Source organism: Blautia sp. AM47-4 (assembly GCF_003479865.1).
Taxonomy (GTDB): Bacteria; Bacillota; Clostridia; order Lachnospirales; family Lachnospiraceae; genus Fusicatenibacter; species Fusicatenibacter saccharivorans.
Window position 1 is genome coordinate 38,128 of record NZ_QUHY01000009.1, and the last position, 18,168, is coordinate 56,295.

Consider the following 18,168-nt stretch of genomic DNA (forward strand, 5'->3'; position numbering starts at 1 on the left):
ATTCATAGTGCTTTCTTTATTCTAGCACTTTTTGCGTCATTAGAAAACCCCGCAAATCACTCGATCTTTACTTTTTTAATATAACTGATGAAGACATTGCCGTTCTGTGCGAACAATGCATCGCTGTCATCGTCAGAAAGTGCAGTTGTCTCGCCCGTTGCCGGGTTATACAGCCAGGAATTTCCAAAAATATCGTATCCAGTCAGAAGCAGACTCTCGTTCGCGCCGGTCTTTACAACAACGCCGTAGCCGCTGCTGATCATGTAGAGAATTTCTTCTCTTGTGCAGCCCGTCAGGTTCAGCAGTTCGTAATCATCACCGAGTGACTCCTTCAGCACGTTTTCGTCCAGAGATGCACTCTGAAATCCCGACGGCATCGTTGTCTCGTCGAGGCGCATGCCCTGCTGGCGGTTTCCGCGCTCCCACACATAGGACTGGCTGCTGTTCAGCACAACGCCGACATTCTCATCGGCAAGCTGTACGGCCTCGGCCGGGGAGCTTAAAATGGCGATCAGTTTTCCTTTTCCATATACATAGTAAAGATCTGCGCTGCCCGTGTCGTACGACATCGTAAGATCGGTCCGTAAGGTTGAATAGATATATTTCGGTGTCAGTGTCAGAAGCGACTGTGTTTTGCCGCTCGTCGAGAATTCCAGAAGGAACTGCTGCTCTCTTCTGTCGTCCACCGTTGCCAGGCGGCCCGTCACCAGTTCCTGGCTCTGCTGCTCGCCGTTCATGATGTGATCCTCCGGCGCATCCGCATAGCCGTTTTCCTGGCGTACCACGCGGTCCAGCTCCAGAAGGCCGTCCGAAATCGACACGCCTGTCACATAATAGCCGTCCTGGTGATACTCTTTTTTCACGGTTCCGTCGATGCTGACAATCCGCACCGTATGCATAGCGAAAACTTCATTGCCGGAAATATCTTTTAAAATATCGCTGTCGTTTGCCATACCATAGACAAAGTCTTCATTGATAAAGCCAAGTGCCCGGATCTTCTGTCCGTCATCCGCCGCAAAGCGCTGCGTTTCCCCGCTCTCCAGATTCATCACGGTGATGTTCATCGCACTGCTTGCATTGTCCGCATCCATCCACGCGATGCTCTCCTGGCTTTCCGATACTACAAAGCAGTCCTCCGGGATACTTTCCCGGACCACCGTCGTCGTGCCGGTTTCAATATCTACCTTACACAGGTTCTCATTCAGATAGAGATACATCTCTCTCTGCTTGTTGACGTAGGAGAGGCGGTCGAGCTGTTTTTTCAGCATCTCGTAGGAAATATCCGCCGGAACGAAAATCTCCTCGGTTGCCACATTCCGCTCGGCGCGATAATAGTAAACGGCTGCTCCCACTTCACCCTCGTGGTTTCCGCGGTTCATATAGCCATAAACAACAAACGTCACATCGCCCGCATCATCCACACGTACAATGTTGACATCATGCTCTCCGTGCTGTTCCCGGTCATCCATGCTGCCGTTCTCACGGAAGCTGAAAACGCGGATCGTCTTGTTGGCGCTGCGGTTGTAGCACCAGAGATCACCGTTTACTACAAATGCGACAATATCACCTGCCGTATTCGTCACATACTTGGTATCCTCGCCGGTCACACCGAGGTTAATGCCGGATTTCGTCAGAACACCAAGCTCCGGATCAAAGATCTGCTGTGCGCTCCGCTCGAAGTCCAGCAGAATAATCTCTCCGTCGGACTCTCGCATCCGGTAGAACTCGCTTACGGTATAATACTCCGTCTGTCCGTTCTCATCCTGCGCACTGATCATGTACTCCTGTTTGATGCTGGTCGTCGTCTCATTCGCTTCTTTGATCTGCTGCACCGGCTGCTGTACGATCGTCGGTGCGAGGCTTCCCCAGGAAATCTGGTCGAGGCTGGAATGAATGTTGACATTGAGGAATGAAGAATTATCCCCCGTCTCATCCGGCTCAAGCTGCGGAACGAGCGCTTCCGCCTGCGTTTTATCCAGGCATGTCTGCGCAAACATCTGCGTGTAGGCCAGATAATCGCCGACCTCCACGCCGTTGCGCTGTACAATGCGGGTGTAATACCAGGCAGACTGGCCGTTTCCGTAGGCAACCTCGAGCTTCAGCGTATATTCCTGATTCATCAGAATCGCGGTCTCTAACTGGAAGTCTGCTTTCAGATAGCTTCCGTCCTCGTCAAACGATTTCAGCACCGAGTTTTCAATCAGCGCTCCGCCGTCTGTGCTTTCCACCGTATAGGTCACGTTTTTAATTTTCTGTCCCTTCGCATCAATTTCCAGCGTAAGCGAACGGTCCATCGGCAGCGGTGTCAGGTTTTCTCTTGTCGTTACGCCGTTCATCTCCTGGCGGTATCCGTACATGCGGTTCACTGTCGTGTCCGCGGTCTTCATGTACAGCACCGGAAGACTCGCTGCGTCCAGATCGGTCGCATTCTCCGTCGTCTCGTGGCTCATCAGGTGTGTAAACACACCGACTGATGCGGCAAAAACAAGAAAAAGGATCAGAATCCTTGCTGCTCTTTTATTCATCACGGCTCCTCCTTTTCTGCGAGGAGGTCTGCCAGTGTCGGCTTCACATGGTACGCTTCCATGCACGCTTTCAGTTCTTCCGGCAGTTTTTTCGAGCCTTCCTGGCGTTTTACCGCGCGGATCAGAAGGTTCTTCGGCGTGTGCTCCATGTCGATGAATTCGAGAATCTGTGTCTCATAACCTGCATTCTCCAGAAGCTTTGCCCGGATTCCGTCGGTCAGAAGCGCCGCCATACGCTCTTTTAGGATGCCGTAATCCATGATCGGATACAGTTCTTTGTTTGCAATCTGGCGGTTCAGCTCATGCTGGCAGCACGGAACGGAAAGAATAACTTTTGCATTCCATTTGACGGCCTTTTCCAGCGCATAGTCAGTCGCCGTGTCGCACGCGTGCAGCGTCACCACCATATCGACCTCGTCGCGGCCGGTATAAGAAGCGATGTCACCCTGATAGAAATGCAGCTTTTCATAGCCATATTTCTCTGCCAGTCCGTTGCAGATTGCGATGACATCCTCTTTCAAGTCAAGTCCGATGATATTGACATCCAGTTTTTTCAGTTCGCGGAAGTAATAATACATCGCAAACGTCAGATACGATTTTCCGCAGCCGAAATCGAGAATCGTGATCTCGCGGTCCGATGGGAGCTGCGGCAGGATATCTTCGATGAACTCCAGAAAGCGGTTGATCTGGCGGAACTTGTCGTAGCGGGTCCGCACGATTTTGCCTTCTTTTGTCATAACACCGAGATCCTTTAAAAAAGGAACCGGGATTCCTTCTTCCAGAATATACCGTTTCTTCCGGTTGTGCGCCAGATTGACGGGTTTGCCGGTTCCTTTCATATGCGGTTTCTTTTTGATCGTCATCGTTCCCTTTTTGCTGACCAGAACGGATGCTGTGCAGGTGTCGGATTCGAGCTGCATCTGCTTGAAGGTTCCGTTCATCCAGTCTCTGATCCGGGTGATCACGTCGTCTTTTGTCATATTTTTATGAAACTCCTTCGTGCCGACGGTCTCCTGGCACTGAAAGAGCAGTTTTCCTTTTATTTCAACCGGGCGTATTCTCACTTTGGACACTTCACTGTCCCCTCTTGGGCCGCTGATCGTGATACGGTACAGCCCTTCCCGGATTTCATCCTGTAATAATTTCTGTAATTCCATTTATACTCTCCAAACTTTCTGAATCGTTTGTAAACATGTGTAATAAAGCCCCTTACAACCCCGCTAATATTGTAATCTGTTTTCCGCAAAACCACAACAGAAAAATTATTAAAAATGTGTTACCCTCTTATTACTTTATGGCGCGGTTTAAAGCCACAGATTGTAATAATGTTTCCTCCTGCTCCGCCTCCGGAACATTTCATTATAAAAAAGAACGCCGATCAAATCGAGCAGTTCCTCTTCTGCCGTTTTCTCATCCTTCCCGCCGTTTTCCCTGCCGTACTGACGTGCGATATTCCGGCAGGTGTGCTCCATCATGAGCCGGTCCGGGAATTCGTCGTACATCATGCTGCCGCGGTAATCCATGCGGTCACACTCTGCCTCCACCAGCCGCTGCAGATCAGATGCCGTCCGGGAATAATACGACTGCATCCGCTGCCGTTCCCGCGCTTCCTGCTGCTCCTCCATACTTCTTCCCCATAAGGGCTGTGCCGCAAAAAACGGCTCCGGCCGCTCCATCGGATTTCCCTGATAGGAATTTCTTCTATTTTCATACACTCTATCCTGATTCATGCCTGTTTTATTTCCTTTTTGCTCTTCCTTATACCATATGCACACCGCCGCCATTCTGCCGTTTCCCAGATCTCAAACACAATTTCACTTGCCAAAACCGCCGTTCCGTACTAAAATACAACCTGTATCTATTTTTCCGATACATCATATAGGAGTGAATATCATGAATCTGAATATGCAAGCTTTCAACATCAACACGCTGCTTGGCGGTCTCGATAAAGTCCGGGACGTCATGGGTGTTTACCAGCAGCAGCTTCTTCTGATTGTGATTGTTTTTGCCCTGCTGAACTGTTTCTTCGGCTATGCGCTCCGCAAGCTCTGGAGCGTCATTCCCGGATTTTTTCTCGGCGCGGCCGCCGGTTATGCAGCGGGTACCTACACGAATCAGACCACGACGATCACCCTGGCGCTTGCCGTCGGCACCGGTCTTCTGACCGCAATCATTGCCTTCGTCCTCTACCGGATCGGACTTTTTCTTCTGATCTGCGGGCTTGTCGGCTTTTGCCTCTGGCATCTCGTCAATCCAAACGATATCACAGGTTATGGACTCGTCGCCCTCGTTGCTTTCGTGATCGGCCTGATCTGCGTTCCGTTCGAACGCATTTCCGTAATCCTGGTCACCTCCATCTGCGGCGCCCTCACGACGATCCGCATGGCATATTTCTTCAAGGACCTCGATCTGAACATGATGTTCTGGATTGTCTCTGCCATTCTCGCCGCAGCAGGCATGCTCTTCCAGTTTAAACCGTGGAAAGAGGCGGACTACTGGGAGGATGACGACGAAGAAGAACGCGAACACCGTGCAAAAGCGCGCGCCAGACGGAAACGCAGATCCGGTTTCGATCCTCTTCCATCTAGAAAGAAGAAAAAGAAACGCCGCGGCTCCTCTTCCTCTTCTTCCGGCAACGCAAGAGATCCGTACCGCAGCTATCAGAAACCGTCGAACCGTACCCGTGTTTCGCAGAACACCATGTACGATTTCCGTTTTGTTCCGGAAGAACCTGACGATGACGACGATGAGGAAGATCTTCCAAAAATCATCCGCCGCAGGCATCCGCAAAACCGGCCGCTCCGGAGGAGTTTGACGAAGAAGAAACATCCCCAAAAGCTTCCATGGGCGACACGAAGCCGTATACCTCTCCTTCCAAACCGCAGATCACCGAGGACGGCATCCCGGATGTCGATCTCTCCGCGATCCGGCAGCAGATTTCCGAAGAGGTACAGAGAATTTACGAAGACGATCAGAACTCGTAATCCGCACTGCAGCGCAGAAAACCCGGCAGGCAAAGGAACATTCCCTTGTCTGCCGGGTTCATTTTTTATCCTGATTTTCAGTTATAAAGATACTTCTGATTTGTCTCCAGATCGATCGTGTCTTTGTCGATCCACTGATATCCCGTATCGATCTTCTGATCTACCGGAAGTCCCTGAATCGCGCGGACGGCCGCCACGATTGCCGCATAGCCAAGACCGTACGGATTCTGCGTTACGGTACCGTACTCGCGTCCCTCCTGGATCGCTTTCTGCTGTTTTTCACCGGAATCAAAACCGACTATCTGAATCTGCTCAGTATTTTCCATATCTGCCAGCGCATCCAGCGTCTGGTCTGCCATGTCTTCGTTCGTACAGAAGATGCCCTTCAGAGCCGGGTAGGTTTCAAGTGTATTTTTCAGCATGTCCGCGATGGATTCTTCTCCATCTCCGTAATTCACCTGAACCACTTTCACATCGGTATATTTTTCTTCGATCTCTTTTTTAAATGCTTCCACGCGCTCTACGCTGCTCTCGGTGTTGTACTGATGTGCAACAATCGCAACCTCTCCGCTGTTGCCGATGGCCTCGCAGAGATGATCTGCCGCAAGCTTTGCTGCCGCTGCGTGATCAGTCGCACATGTCGAGGTGATCAGATCACTCTCGATACCGGAATCCGCGATGACGACCGGAATCTGGCTGTCGGAAGCCTCTTCCATCTGTGCCTGTCCCGACTGCTGGTCAATGATGCCAAGGATCAGCGCGTCCGGATTTTCCGAAATGACAGAGTCGATGATATTGATCTGAGAGTTGGTGTCACTTTCATTTTCCGGGCCTTCAAATGTCATATAAACTTTGTCGTTTCCGGTGTAGCCAAGCGAGGCGTTCAGATCGTCAAGTGCCTGCTGCGCACCGGCTTTTACGGCTTTCCAAAAACCGGCACTTAAGTCTTTTGCAACCACGGCGATGTAAGAGCCTTTTTCAACAGTAAGTCCATCCACGGTGTCGTACAATGCTTCCATGCCGTCTTTGTGCGGAACGGTGATTTCTATTCGTTTTTTGTCTGCTTCTTTTCCTTCATCTCCAGAGCTTTCAGAAGATGTGGATGCACTGGCTGACTCTGCTGTAGAATCTGCGCTGGACGATGAGGCCTCCGGCTTTCTTCTGCCGCCGGAGTTTCTGTCACTTCCTGAGACGACGATGCTGCGGTGCTCTTGTCTGTCACTGCTTCTTTTCCGCATCCAGCTGCCGAGCACAGCAGGATTCCGGAAAGCAGTACTGCAATCATTCTGCGTTTCATAATTCTCCCTTTCTGCTTTGCCTGATGAATCATTTTCCATTACTTTTTACAGTTTTGTTACATAACCTTTCTCTATTATACACAAACCGTAAAAATAGTCCAGTCCTGTTTTCTTATGATTTTCTGAACTTTTTTGCAATTTCACATAGCTCTGAATAGTTACACAAAGCTGTGGAAGATTTCACCTTCTGGTTTTACGGTAAACGAAAGCTGTTTGCCTGTCCGCGGATGCTTCAGCTCGAGATGATGCGCGCACAGCGCCAGAGATCCTTTCTCCTTCGCCCCATATTTTGCATCCCCCGCCAGCGGATATCCCGCATGGGAAAACTGGACGCGGATCTGGTGGTGGCGGCCCGTTCCGAGGTGGATCTGCACCAGGGTTCGGTTCTCCTGTGTCCTTATCACTTCATATTCCAGCACCGCTTTTTTCGCTCCGGCGGTGCCTGGCTGTACGACGCGGGATGTGTTGCTCCGTCCGTCTTTTACAAGGAAATCCTCAAACTTCTGCACGCCCTGTTTTTCGATTTTTCCCTCACAGACGGCGAGATACTCTTTCTTCATCGTCCCGTCCTTCACCTGCCGTCCCAGTTTTCCTGCGGCGTCTTTGTTTTTCGCAAACACCAGCACGCCCTCAACCGGCTGATCGAGCCGGTGAACGACCGCCAGATATGGAATCTGAGTCCGCGCCTGACCCGGTGTTTCCGCCCTTGCCTGCTTCGCCAAATAATTCAGCAGCGCATGCTCCAGATCCATCTGTCCCATCCGCGCATTCTGCACTGCCATACCCGCGTGCTTGTGAACAACAAGAATATCGTTATCTTCCATTAAAATATCTTCTCTGCAAAATCCAGCCACTTTCTTCTCCTGTTCTGACTTCTTATTTTCGATACACGGATTTCTCCGCTGTTATGCTTTAAGAAGTATGCACCATTTCCGCCGCATCTGTCAAGAAAAACATGCCCGGCGGACGAATTACACAACACAGAAAGCGATCGCCATACCAATCATTTTTTCTGATACAGCGACCGCTTTTTCTTTATTTTCCATATTCAGTTTTTTCTCTACTTTCAAGGATTTTCACTGGTTTTCTTTCTTTACCGATCTGTGATCTTTGTTTTCGCTTTCGTTTGATATTTCAAAGATCGTTTCTCTTCCATTTCCCTGTTGTAGATTTTCTTTTTTTCGGGAAGATGTTCTTTTTCAGAGGCTTTTCCTTTGCGGTTAAGATTTCCACTCCGAAAATCTTTTCCTTAGGATTTCCTAAGATCTGCTCTGATCTCATGTTTATCAAAAGGTTTTCTTTCGAACTTCTTTTGTATGGATCTTTATCTCAGGTTTTCTTTCCTTTCGGAAGTCTCTCATCTTAAGAACATCTTCCTTTTCCCTTTTTCTCCATTCTTCTATAGAAGATTTCTCGTCTCTTTCTATGAAAATGGTTTGTTCTCTTGAAAAGGGGGTCCCAAGTCTTTCTCTTTGTACCTCTTGGTTAGGTTTTTGTTTTCTTGTTTCTTTGTGATTTTAATATAACAGATTCGCCAGAATTTGTCAACACATTTTTAAAATATTTTTACTGTTTTTTTATATCGCTTTTCCTTTTCTTAATTATTGTGTTTATTTTCTGAATTTTATATTGTTTTCTGATATTTTGTTTCAAATAAGTGCGCAGAAAAAGAGCTATGAAACAGACTTTTCTCCTGCCACACAGCTCTTTCTCAAATACTTATCCTCTATAATAGTTGATCAGGCATCCCTTGCGGATGATTTCTCTCTCATCATCGGTCAGCGCGCCTAACGTCATCTCGAACGGAACAAGTGCTCCGTCTTTTACAACGTGCGCTTTGATCACATCGGCTTTCTCTTCCACTGCCTTGCGGATCTCCGGTACAAAGATGTAATCTCCGTTTGTAAACGGCAGATCTCTCTCCGGGATCAGGAATGGAAGCATGCCCCAGTTGATCAGGTTGGAGCGGTAGCGCTTCGTTGCATACTCGTTGGCGATGTTTGCCCAGCCGCCTAATACCTTCTGGCAGGAAGCTGCCTGCTCACGCGCAGAGCCGTCGCCCGGTTTTACAGCGAAGATGGTGGATCCGACACCGACGTTTGTCTTGTCGATATCCGGGTACTGGGTATGGATGGCTGCGAAGACCGGTTTCAGTTCCGGAAGTGCCTCTGCCGGGCAGTTTCCTTCCTGGATGGCTTTCTCTGCAACCTGTACTTCTTTTGCACGTCCCACATAAGCCGGATCTTTTCTGGACAGGGTAAACTCTGCCAGTCCAAGCGGGTTGGAACGGAAGGACGAAGTCTCGCCGGATGGAATCAGCTCGTCGGTGGTCGTAACCGGATCATGGATCTCAGAGACAACCTTCAGAATCAGGTTCTCAGCAAGCTGCGGCATTGCCGGCCAGTCTTTGATGTTCGGTCCGAACTGAATTTCAACAGATGGATCTGCCACGCCCTTGCTGTCGAAGACACGGTTCTCGTAAATCTTCTTGTCGAAGTGGTATGCCGGTTTGGTATACGTTCCGGTAAACTCATCTGCTGCAGTCAGAAATCCCTTGTTTGCTGCGGTTGCGGCGATGGAACGTGCATCCATCAGGGCAACGGAAGAAATCTGGCCGTTCTGGATCTTGGATCCCTCGCGGTTCGGGAAGTTTCTGGTGGAGTGACGGATTGAGAACGCATTGTTTGCCGGAGTATCGCCTGCGCCGAAGCACGGTCCGCAGAATGCGGTTTTTACGATCGCACCGGTTTCCAAAAGGTCTGCCAGTTTTCCGTTTCTTGCCAGCTCCATATAGATCGGGGTACTTGCCGGGTAAACACTTAAGGTGAACGCATCGTCGCCAATGCTGTGGCCTTTCAGGATATCGGCTGCGTCGCAGATGTTCTCAAATCCGCCGCCGGCGCATCCTGCGATGATTCCCTGGTCTACCAGGAGTTTTCCGTCGTGTACTTTATTTTTCAGAGTGAACGGAACTTTTCCGTCGAGGCTGATGGCTGCTTTCTTCTCTACATCGCGCAGGATGTCATCGAGGTTTGCTTTCAGCTCTTCAATGGTATAAACATTGCTTGGATGGAACGGCATCGCAATCATCGGTTTGATCTTGTCGAGTTCTACTTTTACAACGCCATCATAATAAGCAACGGCGCCAGGATTCAGCTCTTTGTAGTCTGCGCTTCTGCCGTGGATCTGATAGAACTCGCTGATCTTCTCATCGGTTCTCCAGATGGAGGACAGACACGTTGTCTCGGTTGTCATAACGTCCACACCGATCCGGTAATCTGCGCTTAAGGAAGATACGCCAGGTCCTACGAACTCCATAACTTTGTTCTTTACGTAACCATTTGCAAAGACTGCACCGATGATGGCAAGTGCAATATCCTGCGGTCCTACGCCCGGCTGCGGTGCGCCTGTCATGTAAATTGCGATCACTCCCGGCATAGCGATATCATATGTTTTGGAGAGAAGCTGTTTTACCAGTTCCGGTCCGCCCTCGCCCATGGCCATGGTTCCGAGTGCACCGTAACGGGTGTGGGAGTCGGATCCGAGGATCATTTTTCCGCCGCCGGCAAGCATCTCGCGGGCAAACTGATGAATTACTGCCTGATGAGGCGGTACATAGACGCCGCCGTACTTTTTCGCACAGGTAAGACCAAACATGTGGTCATCTTCGTTGATGGTTCCGCCGACTGCGCAAAGGGAGTTGTGGCAGTTGGTCAGCACGTACGGTACCGGGAATTTTTCCAGTCCTGACGCGCGCGCGGTCTGAATGATTCCAACAAAAGTAATGTCATGCGATGTAAGTTTGTCAAATTTGATCTGCAGATTTTCCATGTTGCCGGAAACATTGTGGTCTTTTAAGATTCCATAGGCAATGGTTTCTTTTGCAGCATCCGCCGGACACGGCACAGCGCCGGTACGCGCTTTGAGTTCCGCGCGGCCTTCTTCTGTATCCGGGATGATATCGATTCCGTTGACAAGGTATGCACCTGTGTTCAGTAATTCAATCATGTCGTTCCTCTCCTCTTGTTGTTGATAAAATGTCAGGGTCAAAAAGTCTTTTGACCCCTTCGATACCCGGATTGCTCCGTGCTTTGCACTCCCGCAATCCTGTACGGCTCTGAACGGTTTTACAGATTTTCGCTGTTGTTCATATACGTCATGTAGCTTACGACCATCATGGCAATTTTAAAGGTCAGCGCATCGTCAAATTTACGAATGTCGAGTCCTGTGCTCTTCTCGAGCTTCTCCAGACGGTACACCAGAGTATTTCTGTGTACATAGAGCTGACGGGATGTCTCGGACACATTCAGGTTATTTTCAAAAAATTTATTGATTGTGGTCAGTGTTTCCTCATCGAACGTATCCGGCAGATTTTCGCCGAAGACTTCGGTCATAAACATTTCGCACAGCGGAATCGGGAGCTGATAGATCAGACGGCCGATGCCGAGGTTGTTGTACGGTACCACGTTTTTGTCTGCGTAGAAAATTTTTCCTACTTCGAGTGCCATCTTCGCCTCTTTGTAAGAACGCGATACACTCTTGATCTCGTTGACCGGATTTCCGTAGGAAACGCGCACCTGGGACATGGCCTCCGCATTCAGCATATCCACCAGCATTCTTGCGGTCTGGTTCATATCCTCGAAGGTGTCGGTATCCTTCAGTTCTTTTACAATGATAATGCTCTTCTCATCGACTGCGGTGATGAAATCTCTCGGTCTTGAAGCAAAGAGGCTCTTTACTGTCTCCTGTGCGCTGATGTCTTTTTCCAGCTTCGTCTCTACCATGTAAACAACGCGGCGTACATCTGTGTCGATGCGAAGCTTTTTCGCGCGGTTGTAGACATCCACCAGAAGAAGATTGTCGAGAAGAAGGTTCTGGATAAAGTTGTTTTTGTCCAGACGCTCTTTGTATGCAATGATAAGATTCTGAATCTCACATACGGCAACCTTTCCGATCATATATGCATCGTCGCTGCTTCCTTTAGAAATCAGAATATACTCCACATTCTGGTTGTCATATACTTTAAAATAATGATATTCCTGTACAATCTGGCTGTCCGCAGCGGATAATACAAAAGAACGGATGCTTTCTGCATCAATCGCGGTTTCCGGGAATGTGGTCACCAGCAGAACACCATCCGTATTCGTCACACATAAATCAATTCTCGTAATATTTCTTAATTCATCAAGGGTTTTCTGTAATACCTGACTTGATACCAAATCTGCCACTTCCTTTCTCCTGGCGTATTTTACTCCAGGGTGCATCTTATCTATAACTATAGCTTATTTTTTTCTCATTGGCAACTATTTTTTGCTTCGCAAAAGGAGGGCGGTGCATATGCAAAAAGGACCGGCATCCGAACGGATGTCGATCCTTTTCTCTATGTTTGCGCATACGCGCTGATGTTCATATGGATTAGTTGGTAATGGTGATCTCTGTCTCTTTGTCGAACAGATGAACTTTCTCCATATCCAGAGCAAATTTAACGGTATCACCGCTTCTTGCAGTTGTACGAGGATCTACGCGGGCTGTCATCGGGAAGCCTTCGCAATCGAAGTACAGGTAAACTTCTGCACCTAACAGCTCGTATACGTTGATCTTGCACTCAACTACGCTGTCTTTGGAAGTTTCGATGAACATCTGAGAATCATGTACGTTCTCAGGACGGATACCCATAACAACGGTCTTTCCGTCATATCCGCCGTCGATAACAGCTTTTGCTTTGGAAGCCGGCAGTTTCATGTTGTATTTACCAACAGTAAGAGTAACGTCGTTTCCGTTAACTTTTACTTTTGCATCCAGGAAGTTCATCTGCGGAGATCCGATGAATCCTGCAACGAACAGGTTGCCCGGTGCGTTGTACAGGTTCTGCGGGGTATCTACCTGCTGAACAACTCCGTCTTTCATAACAACGATTCTGGTACCAAGTGTCATAGCCTCGGTCTGGTCATGTGTTACGTAGATGATGGTAGCGCCCAGTCTCTCATGCAGTTTGGAAATCTCGGTACGCATCTGTACACGAAGTTTTGCATCCAGGTTTGACAGAGGCTCGTCCATAAGGAATACTTTAGGATCACGTACGATGGCACGTCCCATAGCAACACGCTGTCTCTGACCACCGGAAAGAGCTTTCGGTTTACGGTCAAGCAGTTTCTCCAGGTCAAGGATTTTAGCTGCTTCTTTAACCTGTTTGTCGATCTGATCTTTCGGAACTTTTCTCAGTTTCAGACCGAATGCCATGTTATCATATACGGTCATGTGCGGATACAGAGCGTAGTTCTGGAATACCATTGCGATATCACGGTCTTTCGGCTCTACATCGTTTACTACTTTATCGTCAATTTTCAGAGTACCATCGGAGATCTCCTCAAGACCTGCGATCATACGAAGTGTTGTAGATTTACCACATCCAGATGGTCCTACGAAGATGATAAACTCTTTGTCAGCGATTTCCAGGTTGAAGTCTTTTACTGCTTCAAAACCGTTCGGATATCTTTTTGTAATGTGCTGTAAAGATAAACTTGCCATTTTTGAATCCTCCCTAAATGAACATCATGCGTTTTATTATGAGTTTTGCATTTGCATCTCTCTTGCTTATGGGACTAGTATACCTTTTCTACCCGCATTCGACCATGCCACAATTACACAAACTTTCCTCCGGCAGATTGGCAATTCTGCTTTCGGATTTTCTCGAACCGTTCTCTTCTGTCCACTTTGCACAAACAAAATGTTCACTCTTATACAAAATGACGAAACGAAAAGTTTATATTCTCTTCATTGCATTTTTCTGAAAAATTCGCTATACTTTTCTATGATGTCTGCCAGCCGGAACGTTAATCGGCGGCACACTTAATTCAACAGAAAAGAGGAACAAATTATGAGTTTTTTTAGCCTGGACAGTAAGTTCTCGCAGATTATGGGCCGTGTCTTCGACCTGATGATGCTGAACATTATTTTCCTTATTATGTGTATCCCGATTGTGACGATCGGCGCAAACTTCACAGCAATGTACTACGTCACCCTGAAGATGATTAAAAACGAGGAGACGTATATCTTCCGTACCTACTGGAAATCGTTCCGTGAAAACTTCAAGCAGGCAACTGCTATCTGGCTCATCCTGCTGGCGGTTCTGATTGTCCTGATTCTCGATCTTTTGCTGGTCATGAAAATGCCGGGCGCCATCACCTACCTGCGTTTTGTTTTCCTGGTACTGATCTGTTTCGAAGCCATGGTACTGTCCTATGTTTTCCCGGTCCTGAGCCGCTTTGACAATACTGTAAAAAACACGATCAAGAACTCCATCCTGATGGCAATCCGCCACCTGCCGTGGACCATCATGATCCTGCTCGTCAATCTCTGTCCGCTGCTGATCTATGTATTCTCCACGACAAAGATTGTCAGCTATCTGATTCTTCTGATGTTCCTTCTGGGCTTTTCCACGGTAGCGCTTGGATGCTCCTGGTTCTTCGTAAACAAAATCTTCCCATTCTATATGCCTGAGGAAGAAAACGAGGTTCTGACACCGGAAGAAGAATCCTTGCGGGCACTGGAAGCAATGGACAGACCAAGCCCGCTGACTGAACGTTCCGATGACGCTGCTCCGGCTGAAACTACCGATGCTGCAGAAACTGCTTCGGAAGAGGAATCTGCAAGCCCGGCTGAACAGACAGAAACAGACGAAACAAACGAATAAATAAACTGCATTTCATAAACAACTCCCCGCCGGGAACCGCATCTGCTGCGTGTTTCCCGGCGGGGAGTTGTCGTTTTCTATTCTCTTTTATTTTTCAACACTTCTCAGGCATCCTGCTGTGCTTCCTCCTGTACCGCTTCCGGTACGATCATCGGAGGCATCGGTTTTTTCTCCTTTACAGCTTCATCAAACGTAATCGTAACCTTGAACAGGTCGCCGTCCAGATAAATGTTGAAGCTTCCATGCTGCAATACCGTCAGGTTCTTTGCGATTGAAAGACCCAGGCCGCTGCCCTCGGTGCTCCGGCTGACATCGCCGCGGATAAAACGCTCCGTCAGTTCATCTGCCTGGAAGTTCAGCGGGTTCTCGGAAATGTTCTTAATCGAGAGCTGAATCTTTCCGTCTTTTTTGATGGCATCCACATAAACCCGTGTTCCCGGCATGGCATATTTGCAGACATTTACGTACAGGTTCTCAAGCACGCGCCAGATGCGGCGGCTGTCCGCACGGATCAGAAGCGGTTCCGGCTGGAGAATACAGATCAGGTCGAGATTGCGGCCTTCGAACCGCTCCGCAAATTCTCCGTTCACCTGCTGTACCAGTTCATTCAGGTTCAGGTTCATGAATTCCAGTTTAATATTTCCGGAGCTGATCTTCGATGCCTCGACAAGGTCCTCCGTCAGCTGTTTCAGGCGCTGTGATTTTTCGTCGAGTACGCGGATATAATCTTTCGCTTTCTCGTTTTCAATATTTTCCCGTTTCAGTAGATCGACATAATTAATAATAGAAGTAAGCGGTGTCTTGATATCGTGGGATACGTTGGTGATCAGATCCGCTTTTAAGCGCTCGCTCTTCATCTGCTCCTGCACTGCCGCTTTCATTCCCTCTCCGAGCGAATTGACAATTCCGGCAAGCTGAAGGTTGTCTTCCCCCTGCAGCTCCGTCAGGTCAATCTTGTAATCCAGATCGCCCGCAGCAATCTCTTTTAAGCCATGTTCAATCTGTTTTCTTCCGGATGCCTCGCGCAGCAGAAGAAGCAGCACTGCGGCATCCATCACCAGGGTAAGGAATACGCCGAACATTCCGAAGCCGCAGCAGAGAATGATCTGCACGCCGCAGAAAACGCAGAACATAAGGATCGTTCGCTCCGACTCCTGTCTGCCTTCATAGAAGGTTCTTCCGGCAGACACGATCCGGTGGCCGACGCAGTACAAAAACGACTGTTTCCAGACGTTGCGTGCTTTGATCCGGCGCACCAGTGAGCAGTACGGAATCAGTGTGATCAGAAATCCGGCGAGGATGCCCGATGCGGCCACCAGGCTTCGCCATGTATCTGCTTCATTTCCATAGGATCCGCTGTAGATGTAGTTTCCGTCAAAATTCTGGATATAATGAACGCCGCCGTAGGAAAGTTCGATGCAGACAGCAACGATTCCAACTGCTCCCATCACAATCAGGATGGCGGCTGCAGCTGCGATTTCCGTGTACCACTGATCGAAAAAGTAAAGGCGGATTTCTTTGTTTTTTCCATTTCTTCCTGCCTGCAGTGTGAACAGGACCAGGCAGACCAGCGTTCCGATTCCGCCAACTGCAATCATCAGAAGAAGGAGCTGCATTTTCGGAAGCCACTGGCTGTAGATCTCACTGTACTGGGAGAAATAGTCGCTTGCTGCCAGATCCGGATCCAGTGCAACAAAGATCTTCTGATAATTATCTGCAATCTGATTGTTCAGTAGATAGCTTCTCGCTGCTTCCACGGCCGGGCTGTTTTTTCTTGTTGCATAAGAACGGACTTTGTCGGCACCGCCGGTCCGGTCAACAGCAAAGGCGAACGGATAGGGCGATTTCTGCGCAATGGCTATTGTGTAACCATTTTTCCAGGAATCCACATTCGTATAGATATTTCCTTCTTTATCCTCCAGACAGTACCAGAGATTGTCATCGTCCGCATCGACGCTGATGCCGCTCTCCTGGTTTTTAAAAGCAGCAACTTCTTCCGTGACCCCGGAAAGTGTCATATACAGATCGCGGATGGATACCTTTTTCAGATTTGCCGCCGCGTACTCATAGAGGTACGTTCCCGCTTTCGTTTTCTGCGTTTCCAGGCTCATTCCCTGATCGTATAGATACAAAAACTGGGAGGAAACATCAGCAGGATCAATTTTTTTCTCTTTCAGGCTTTTCACTGCATTATCGGAAGGAAAGTAGACCTCGCCGTCCGGGGAAAAGCTGTCAAACGTCTCTGCATCTGCCGCGCTCACTTCTTCGGTGAGTGCGGCTACATCCGTCTCTTCTGTTTCCTGGCTCACGTCAGTTCCATCTTCGTATGCAAGATAGGCTTCTTTGTCAATTCCGGCATCGTTCGTCGCATAATTGTCCGCAGTATACGCTGCCACCTCATTGAGGTCTGCGCTGCTGCCGTCATCGTACATCTTGACAAGCTGGTCAATGGTGTACGTTGTACTTATCCCGCCGCTTCCCTCTCCATCGGTTGCAAAGGCACGGTAATCAATCTCTTTTGTTCCGTCGTATCGACCGTTTGTGCCGAATTTACTCATATCATTATAGTAGCTCATGACGTTATGAAGCTGCCGCTGCACCAGTGTGCCGCATGCGGTGGTTTCTTCAAACGCATACTTTTTTGCTGCCGCATTCGGCGTCAGGCCGACGCTGGAAAGCATCAGTGTCTGAATGCCCCCGAACAGCGCACTGGCGGCAAAAACGATCAGCAGAAGAAAAACGATCAGCTTCCCCGTCAGGCTGTAGAGTTTTCGTTCTTTCACAATTATTCACTCCTTATTATTGTTTCTCAATCTTATACCCAATTCCCCATACAACTTTCAGATAGCGCGGCTCCTTCGGGTTGATTTCGATTTTCTCACGGATGTGACGGATGTGGACCGCAACGGTGTTGTCCGCACCGATCGCCTCCTCGTTCCAGATGCTCTCGTAGATCTGTTCAATCGAAAATACCTTGCCTGGATTTTTTACCAGCAACAGGAGAATATTGTATTCGATCGGGGTCAGTTTGACTGGTTCGCCCTCGACGCTGACTTCTTTTAAATCGTCGTTGACGAGAAGACCCCCGACCTGATACACATTTTCTCCGTCATCCGCCGGAAGATTTCCAAGTTTCGTGTAGCGCCGCAGCTGAGATTTCACCCTCGCCACCAGCTCGAGCGGATTGAACGGCTTCGTCACGTAATCATCCGCGCCGATGTTCAGTCCCAGAATTTTGTCCACATCCTCTGATTTTGCGGACAGAATAATGATCGGAATACTGCTCTTTTCCCTGATTTTCAGCGTCGCACGGATGCCGTCCAGTTTCGGCATCATGACGTCGATAATCAGCAGCTGAATCTCCTCCCTCTCGAGCATCTGGATGGCCTGCATGCCGTCATATGCTTTCAGCACATGATAGCCCTCCTGGGTCAGATAAATCTCAATGGCGTCTACAATCTCTCTATCATCATCACATACTAAAATGTTGTACATTTCTTCTTTCTCCACCTTTCATTTTTTCTTTTCCGGCACTTTTTTTCCGCGCCGGACCTCCCACATGATTCAAAGATGATTGTACCGCAAATTCCCTCAAGTTGCCAGATGTCTTTTGTTTTCATCTTTACTGTACCAAAGGAATCTTTAGGTCCGCAAAGGAAAATCTTAAG

General features: G+C 48.7%; 12 protein-coding genes and 1 pseudogene. 3 read left to right on the plus strand and 10 right to left on the minus strand.

What is annotated here, in order from left to right; translation table 11 throughout:
- Window positions 1–56 precede the first annotated feature (56 nt).
- The 3 genes from DW965_RS07955 to DW965_RS07965 all read right to left on the minus strand — a co-directional run bounded on the left by DW965_RS07955 (window position 57) and on the right by DW965_RS07965 (window position 4,255).
- Window positions 57–2,525, minus strand: a complete 2,469-nt coding sequence (locus DW965_RS07955; RefSeq protein ID WP_119198234.1) for a hypothetical protein — start codon at window positions 2,523–2,525, stop codon at window positions 57–59.
- Entirely contained in the window at window positions 2,525–3,682 is a 1,158-nt protein-coding gene (locus tag DW965_RS07960; RefSeq protein WP_119198235.1) for a class I SAM-dependent methyltransferase, read from the minus strand. The genes DW965_RS07955 and DW965_RS07960 overlap by 1 nt, the downstream gene beginning before the upstream one ends.
- A gap of 147 nt (window positions 3,683–3,829) precedes the next feature.
- On the minus strand, window positions 3,830–4,255 hold the full coding sequence (locus DW965_RS07965; RefSeq protein ID WP_082424871.1) for a hypothetical protein: 426 nt from the start codon (window positions 4,253–4,255) through the stop codon (window positions 3,830–3,832).
- Between the two features lie 232 nt (window positions 4,256–4,487).
- Between DW965_RS07965 and DW965_RS22515 the strand changes: the two are divergent.
- Together DW965_RS22515 and DW965_RS19105 are read left to right on the plus strand one after the other, a co-directional pair.
- Window positions 4,488–4,853, plus strand: a pseudogene (locus DW965_RS22515) (TM7S3/TM198-like domain-containing protein); the annotation flags it as partial.
- Between the two features lie 515 nt (window positions 4,854–5,368).
- Entirely contained in the window at window positions 5,369–5,509 is a 141-nt protein-coding gene (locus tag DW965_RS19105; protein ID WP_158582819.1) for a hypothetical protein, read from the plus strand.
- A gap of 77 nt (window positions 5,510–5,586) precedes the next feature.
- Here the strand turns inward: DW965_RS19105 and DW965_RS07975 are convergent, their stop codons facing one another.
- From DW965_RS07975 to DW965_RS07995, 5 genes are all read right to left on the minus strand, one after another.
- Window positions 5,587–6,846 carry an ABC transporter substrate-binding protein gene (locus tag DW965_RS07975; protein ID WP_119198236.1) on the minus strand — a complete coding sequence of 420 codons (1,260 nt, stop codon included), beginning with the start codon at window positions 6,844–6,846 and terminating at the stop codon, window positions 5,587–5,589.
- Window positions 6,847–6,965: 119 nt separating this feature from the next.
- Complete coding sequence (locus DW965_RS07980) at window positions 6,966–7,631, minus strand: RluA family pseudouridine synthase (protein WP_119198270.1); 666 nt, start codon at window positions 7,629–7,631, stop codon at window positions 6,966–6,968.
- An 895-nt stretch (window positions 7,632–8,526) separates the two neighbouring features.
- Window positions 8,527–10,815, minus strand: a complete 2,289-nt coding sequence (locus tag DW965_RS07985; RefSeq protein ID WP_199681635.1) for a hydratase — start codon at window positions 10,813–10,815, stop codon at window positions 8,527–8,529.
- A gap of 119 nt (window positions 10,816–10,934) precedes the next feature.
- Complete coding sequence (locus DW965_RS07990) at window positions 10,935–12,026, minus strand: PucR family transcriptional regulator (protein WP_117762063.1); 1,092 nt, start codon at window positions 12,024–12,026, stop codon at window positions 10,935–10,937.
- A 196-nt stretch (window positions 12,027–12,222) separates the two neighbouring features.
- Window positions 12,223–13,335: an ABC transporter ATP-binding protein gene (locus DW965_RS07995; RefSeq protein WP_055219170.1), complete on the minus strand. Its 1,113-nt coding sequence runs from the start codon at window positions 13,333–13,335 to the stop codon at window positions 12,223–12,225.
- Window positions 13,336–13,684: 349 nt separating this feature from the next.
- Here DW965_RS07995 and DW965_RS08000 point away from each other — a divergent pair, with 349 nt between their 5' ends.
- The gene (locus DW965_RS08000) at window positions 13,685–14,500 is read left to right on the plus strand and encodes a YesL family protein (RefSeq protein ID WP_243036514.1); all 816 of its coding nucleotides are present in this window, start codon (window positions 13,685–13,687) and stop codon (window positions 14,498–14,500) included.
- A gap of 104 nt (window positions 14,501–14,604) precedes the next feature.
- On the opposite strand, the gene DW965_RS08005 is transcribed toward DW965_RS08000, so the two are convergent.
- Window positions 14,605–17,283, minus strand: coding sequence for a sensor histidine kinase (locus DW965_RS08005; protein WP_119198238.1), 2,679 nt, complete (start codon window positions 17,281–17,283; stop codon window positions 14,605–14,607).
- A 16-nt stretch (window positions 17,284–17,299) separates the two neighbouring features.
- Window positions 17,300–17,995 (minus strand): response regulator transcription factor, encoded by a 696-nt coding sequence (locus DW965_RS08010; RefSeq protein ID WP_022461396.1) that lies wholly within the window; start codon window positions 17,993–17,995, stop codon window positions 17,300–17,302.
- Between the last annotated feature and the right edge of the window lie 173 nt (window positions 17,996–18,168).

Excerpts from the sequence above, each read along its gene's own strand:
- DW965_RS07955 (WP_119198234.1), bottom strand. The coding sequence starts at position 2,525 with ATGAATAAAAGAGCAGCAAGGATTCTGATCCTTTTTCTTGTTTTTGCC.
- DW965_RS07960 (WP_119198235.1), bottom strand. The coding sequence starts at position 3,682 with ATGGAATTACAGAAATTATTACAGGATGAAATCCGGGAAGGGCTGTAC.
- DW965_RS07965 (WP_082424871.1), bottom strand. The coding sequence starts at position 4,255 with ATGAATCAGGATAGAGTGTATGAAAATAGAAGAAATTCCTATCAGGGA.
- DW965_RS19105 (WP_158582819.1), top strand. The coding sequence starts at position 5,369 with ATGGGCGACACGAAGCCGTATACCTCTCCTTCCAAACCGCAGATCACC.
- DW965_RS07975 (WP_119198236.1), bottom strand. The coding sequence starts at position 6,846 with ATGGAAAATGATTCATCAGGCAAAGCAGAAAGGGAGAATTATGAAACG.
- DW965_RS07980 (WP_119198270.1), bottom strand. The coding sequence starts at position 7,631 with ATGGAAGATAACGATATTCTTGTTGTTCACAAGCACGCGGGTATGGCA.
- DW965_RS07985 (WP_199681635.1), bottom strand. The coding sequence starts at position 10,815 with ATGATTGAATTACTGAACACAGGTGCATACCTTGTCAACGGAATCGAT.
- DW965_RS07995 (WP_055219170.1), bottom strand. The coding sequence starts at position 13,335 with ATGGCAAGTTTATCTTTACAGCACATTACAAAAAGATATCCGAACGGT.
- DW965_RS08000 (WP_243036514.1), top strand. The coding sequence starts at position 13,685 with ATGAGTTTTTTTAGCCTGGACAGTAAGTTCTCGCAGATTATGGGCCGT.
- DW965_RS08010 (WP_022461396.1), bottom strand. The coding sequence starts at position 17,995 with ATGTACAACATTTTAGTATGTGATGATGATAGAGAGATTGTAGACGCC.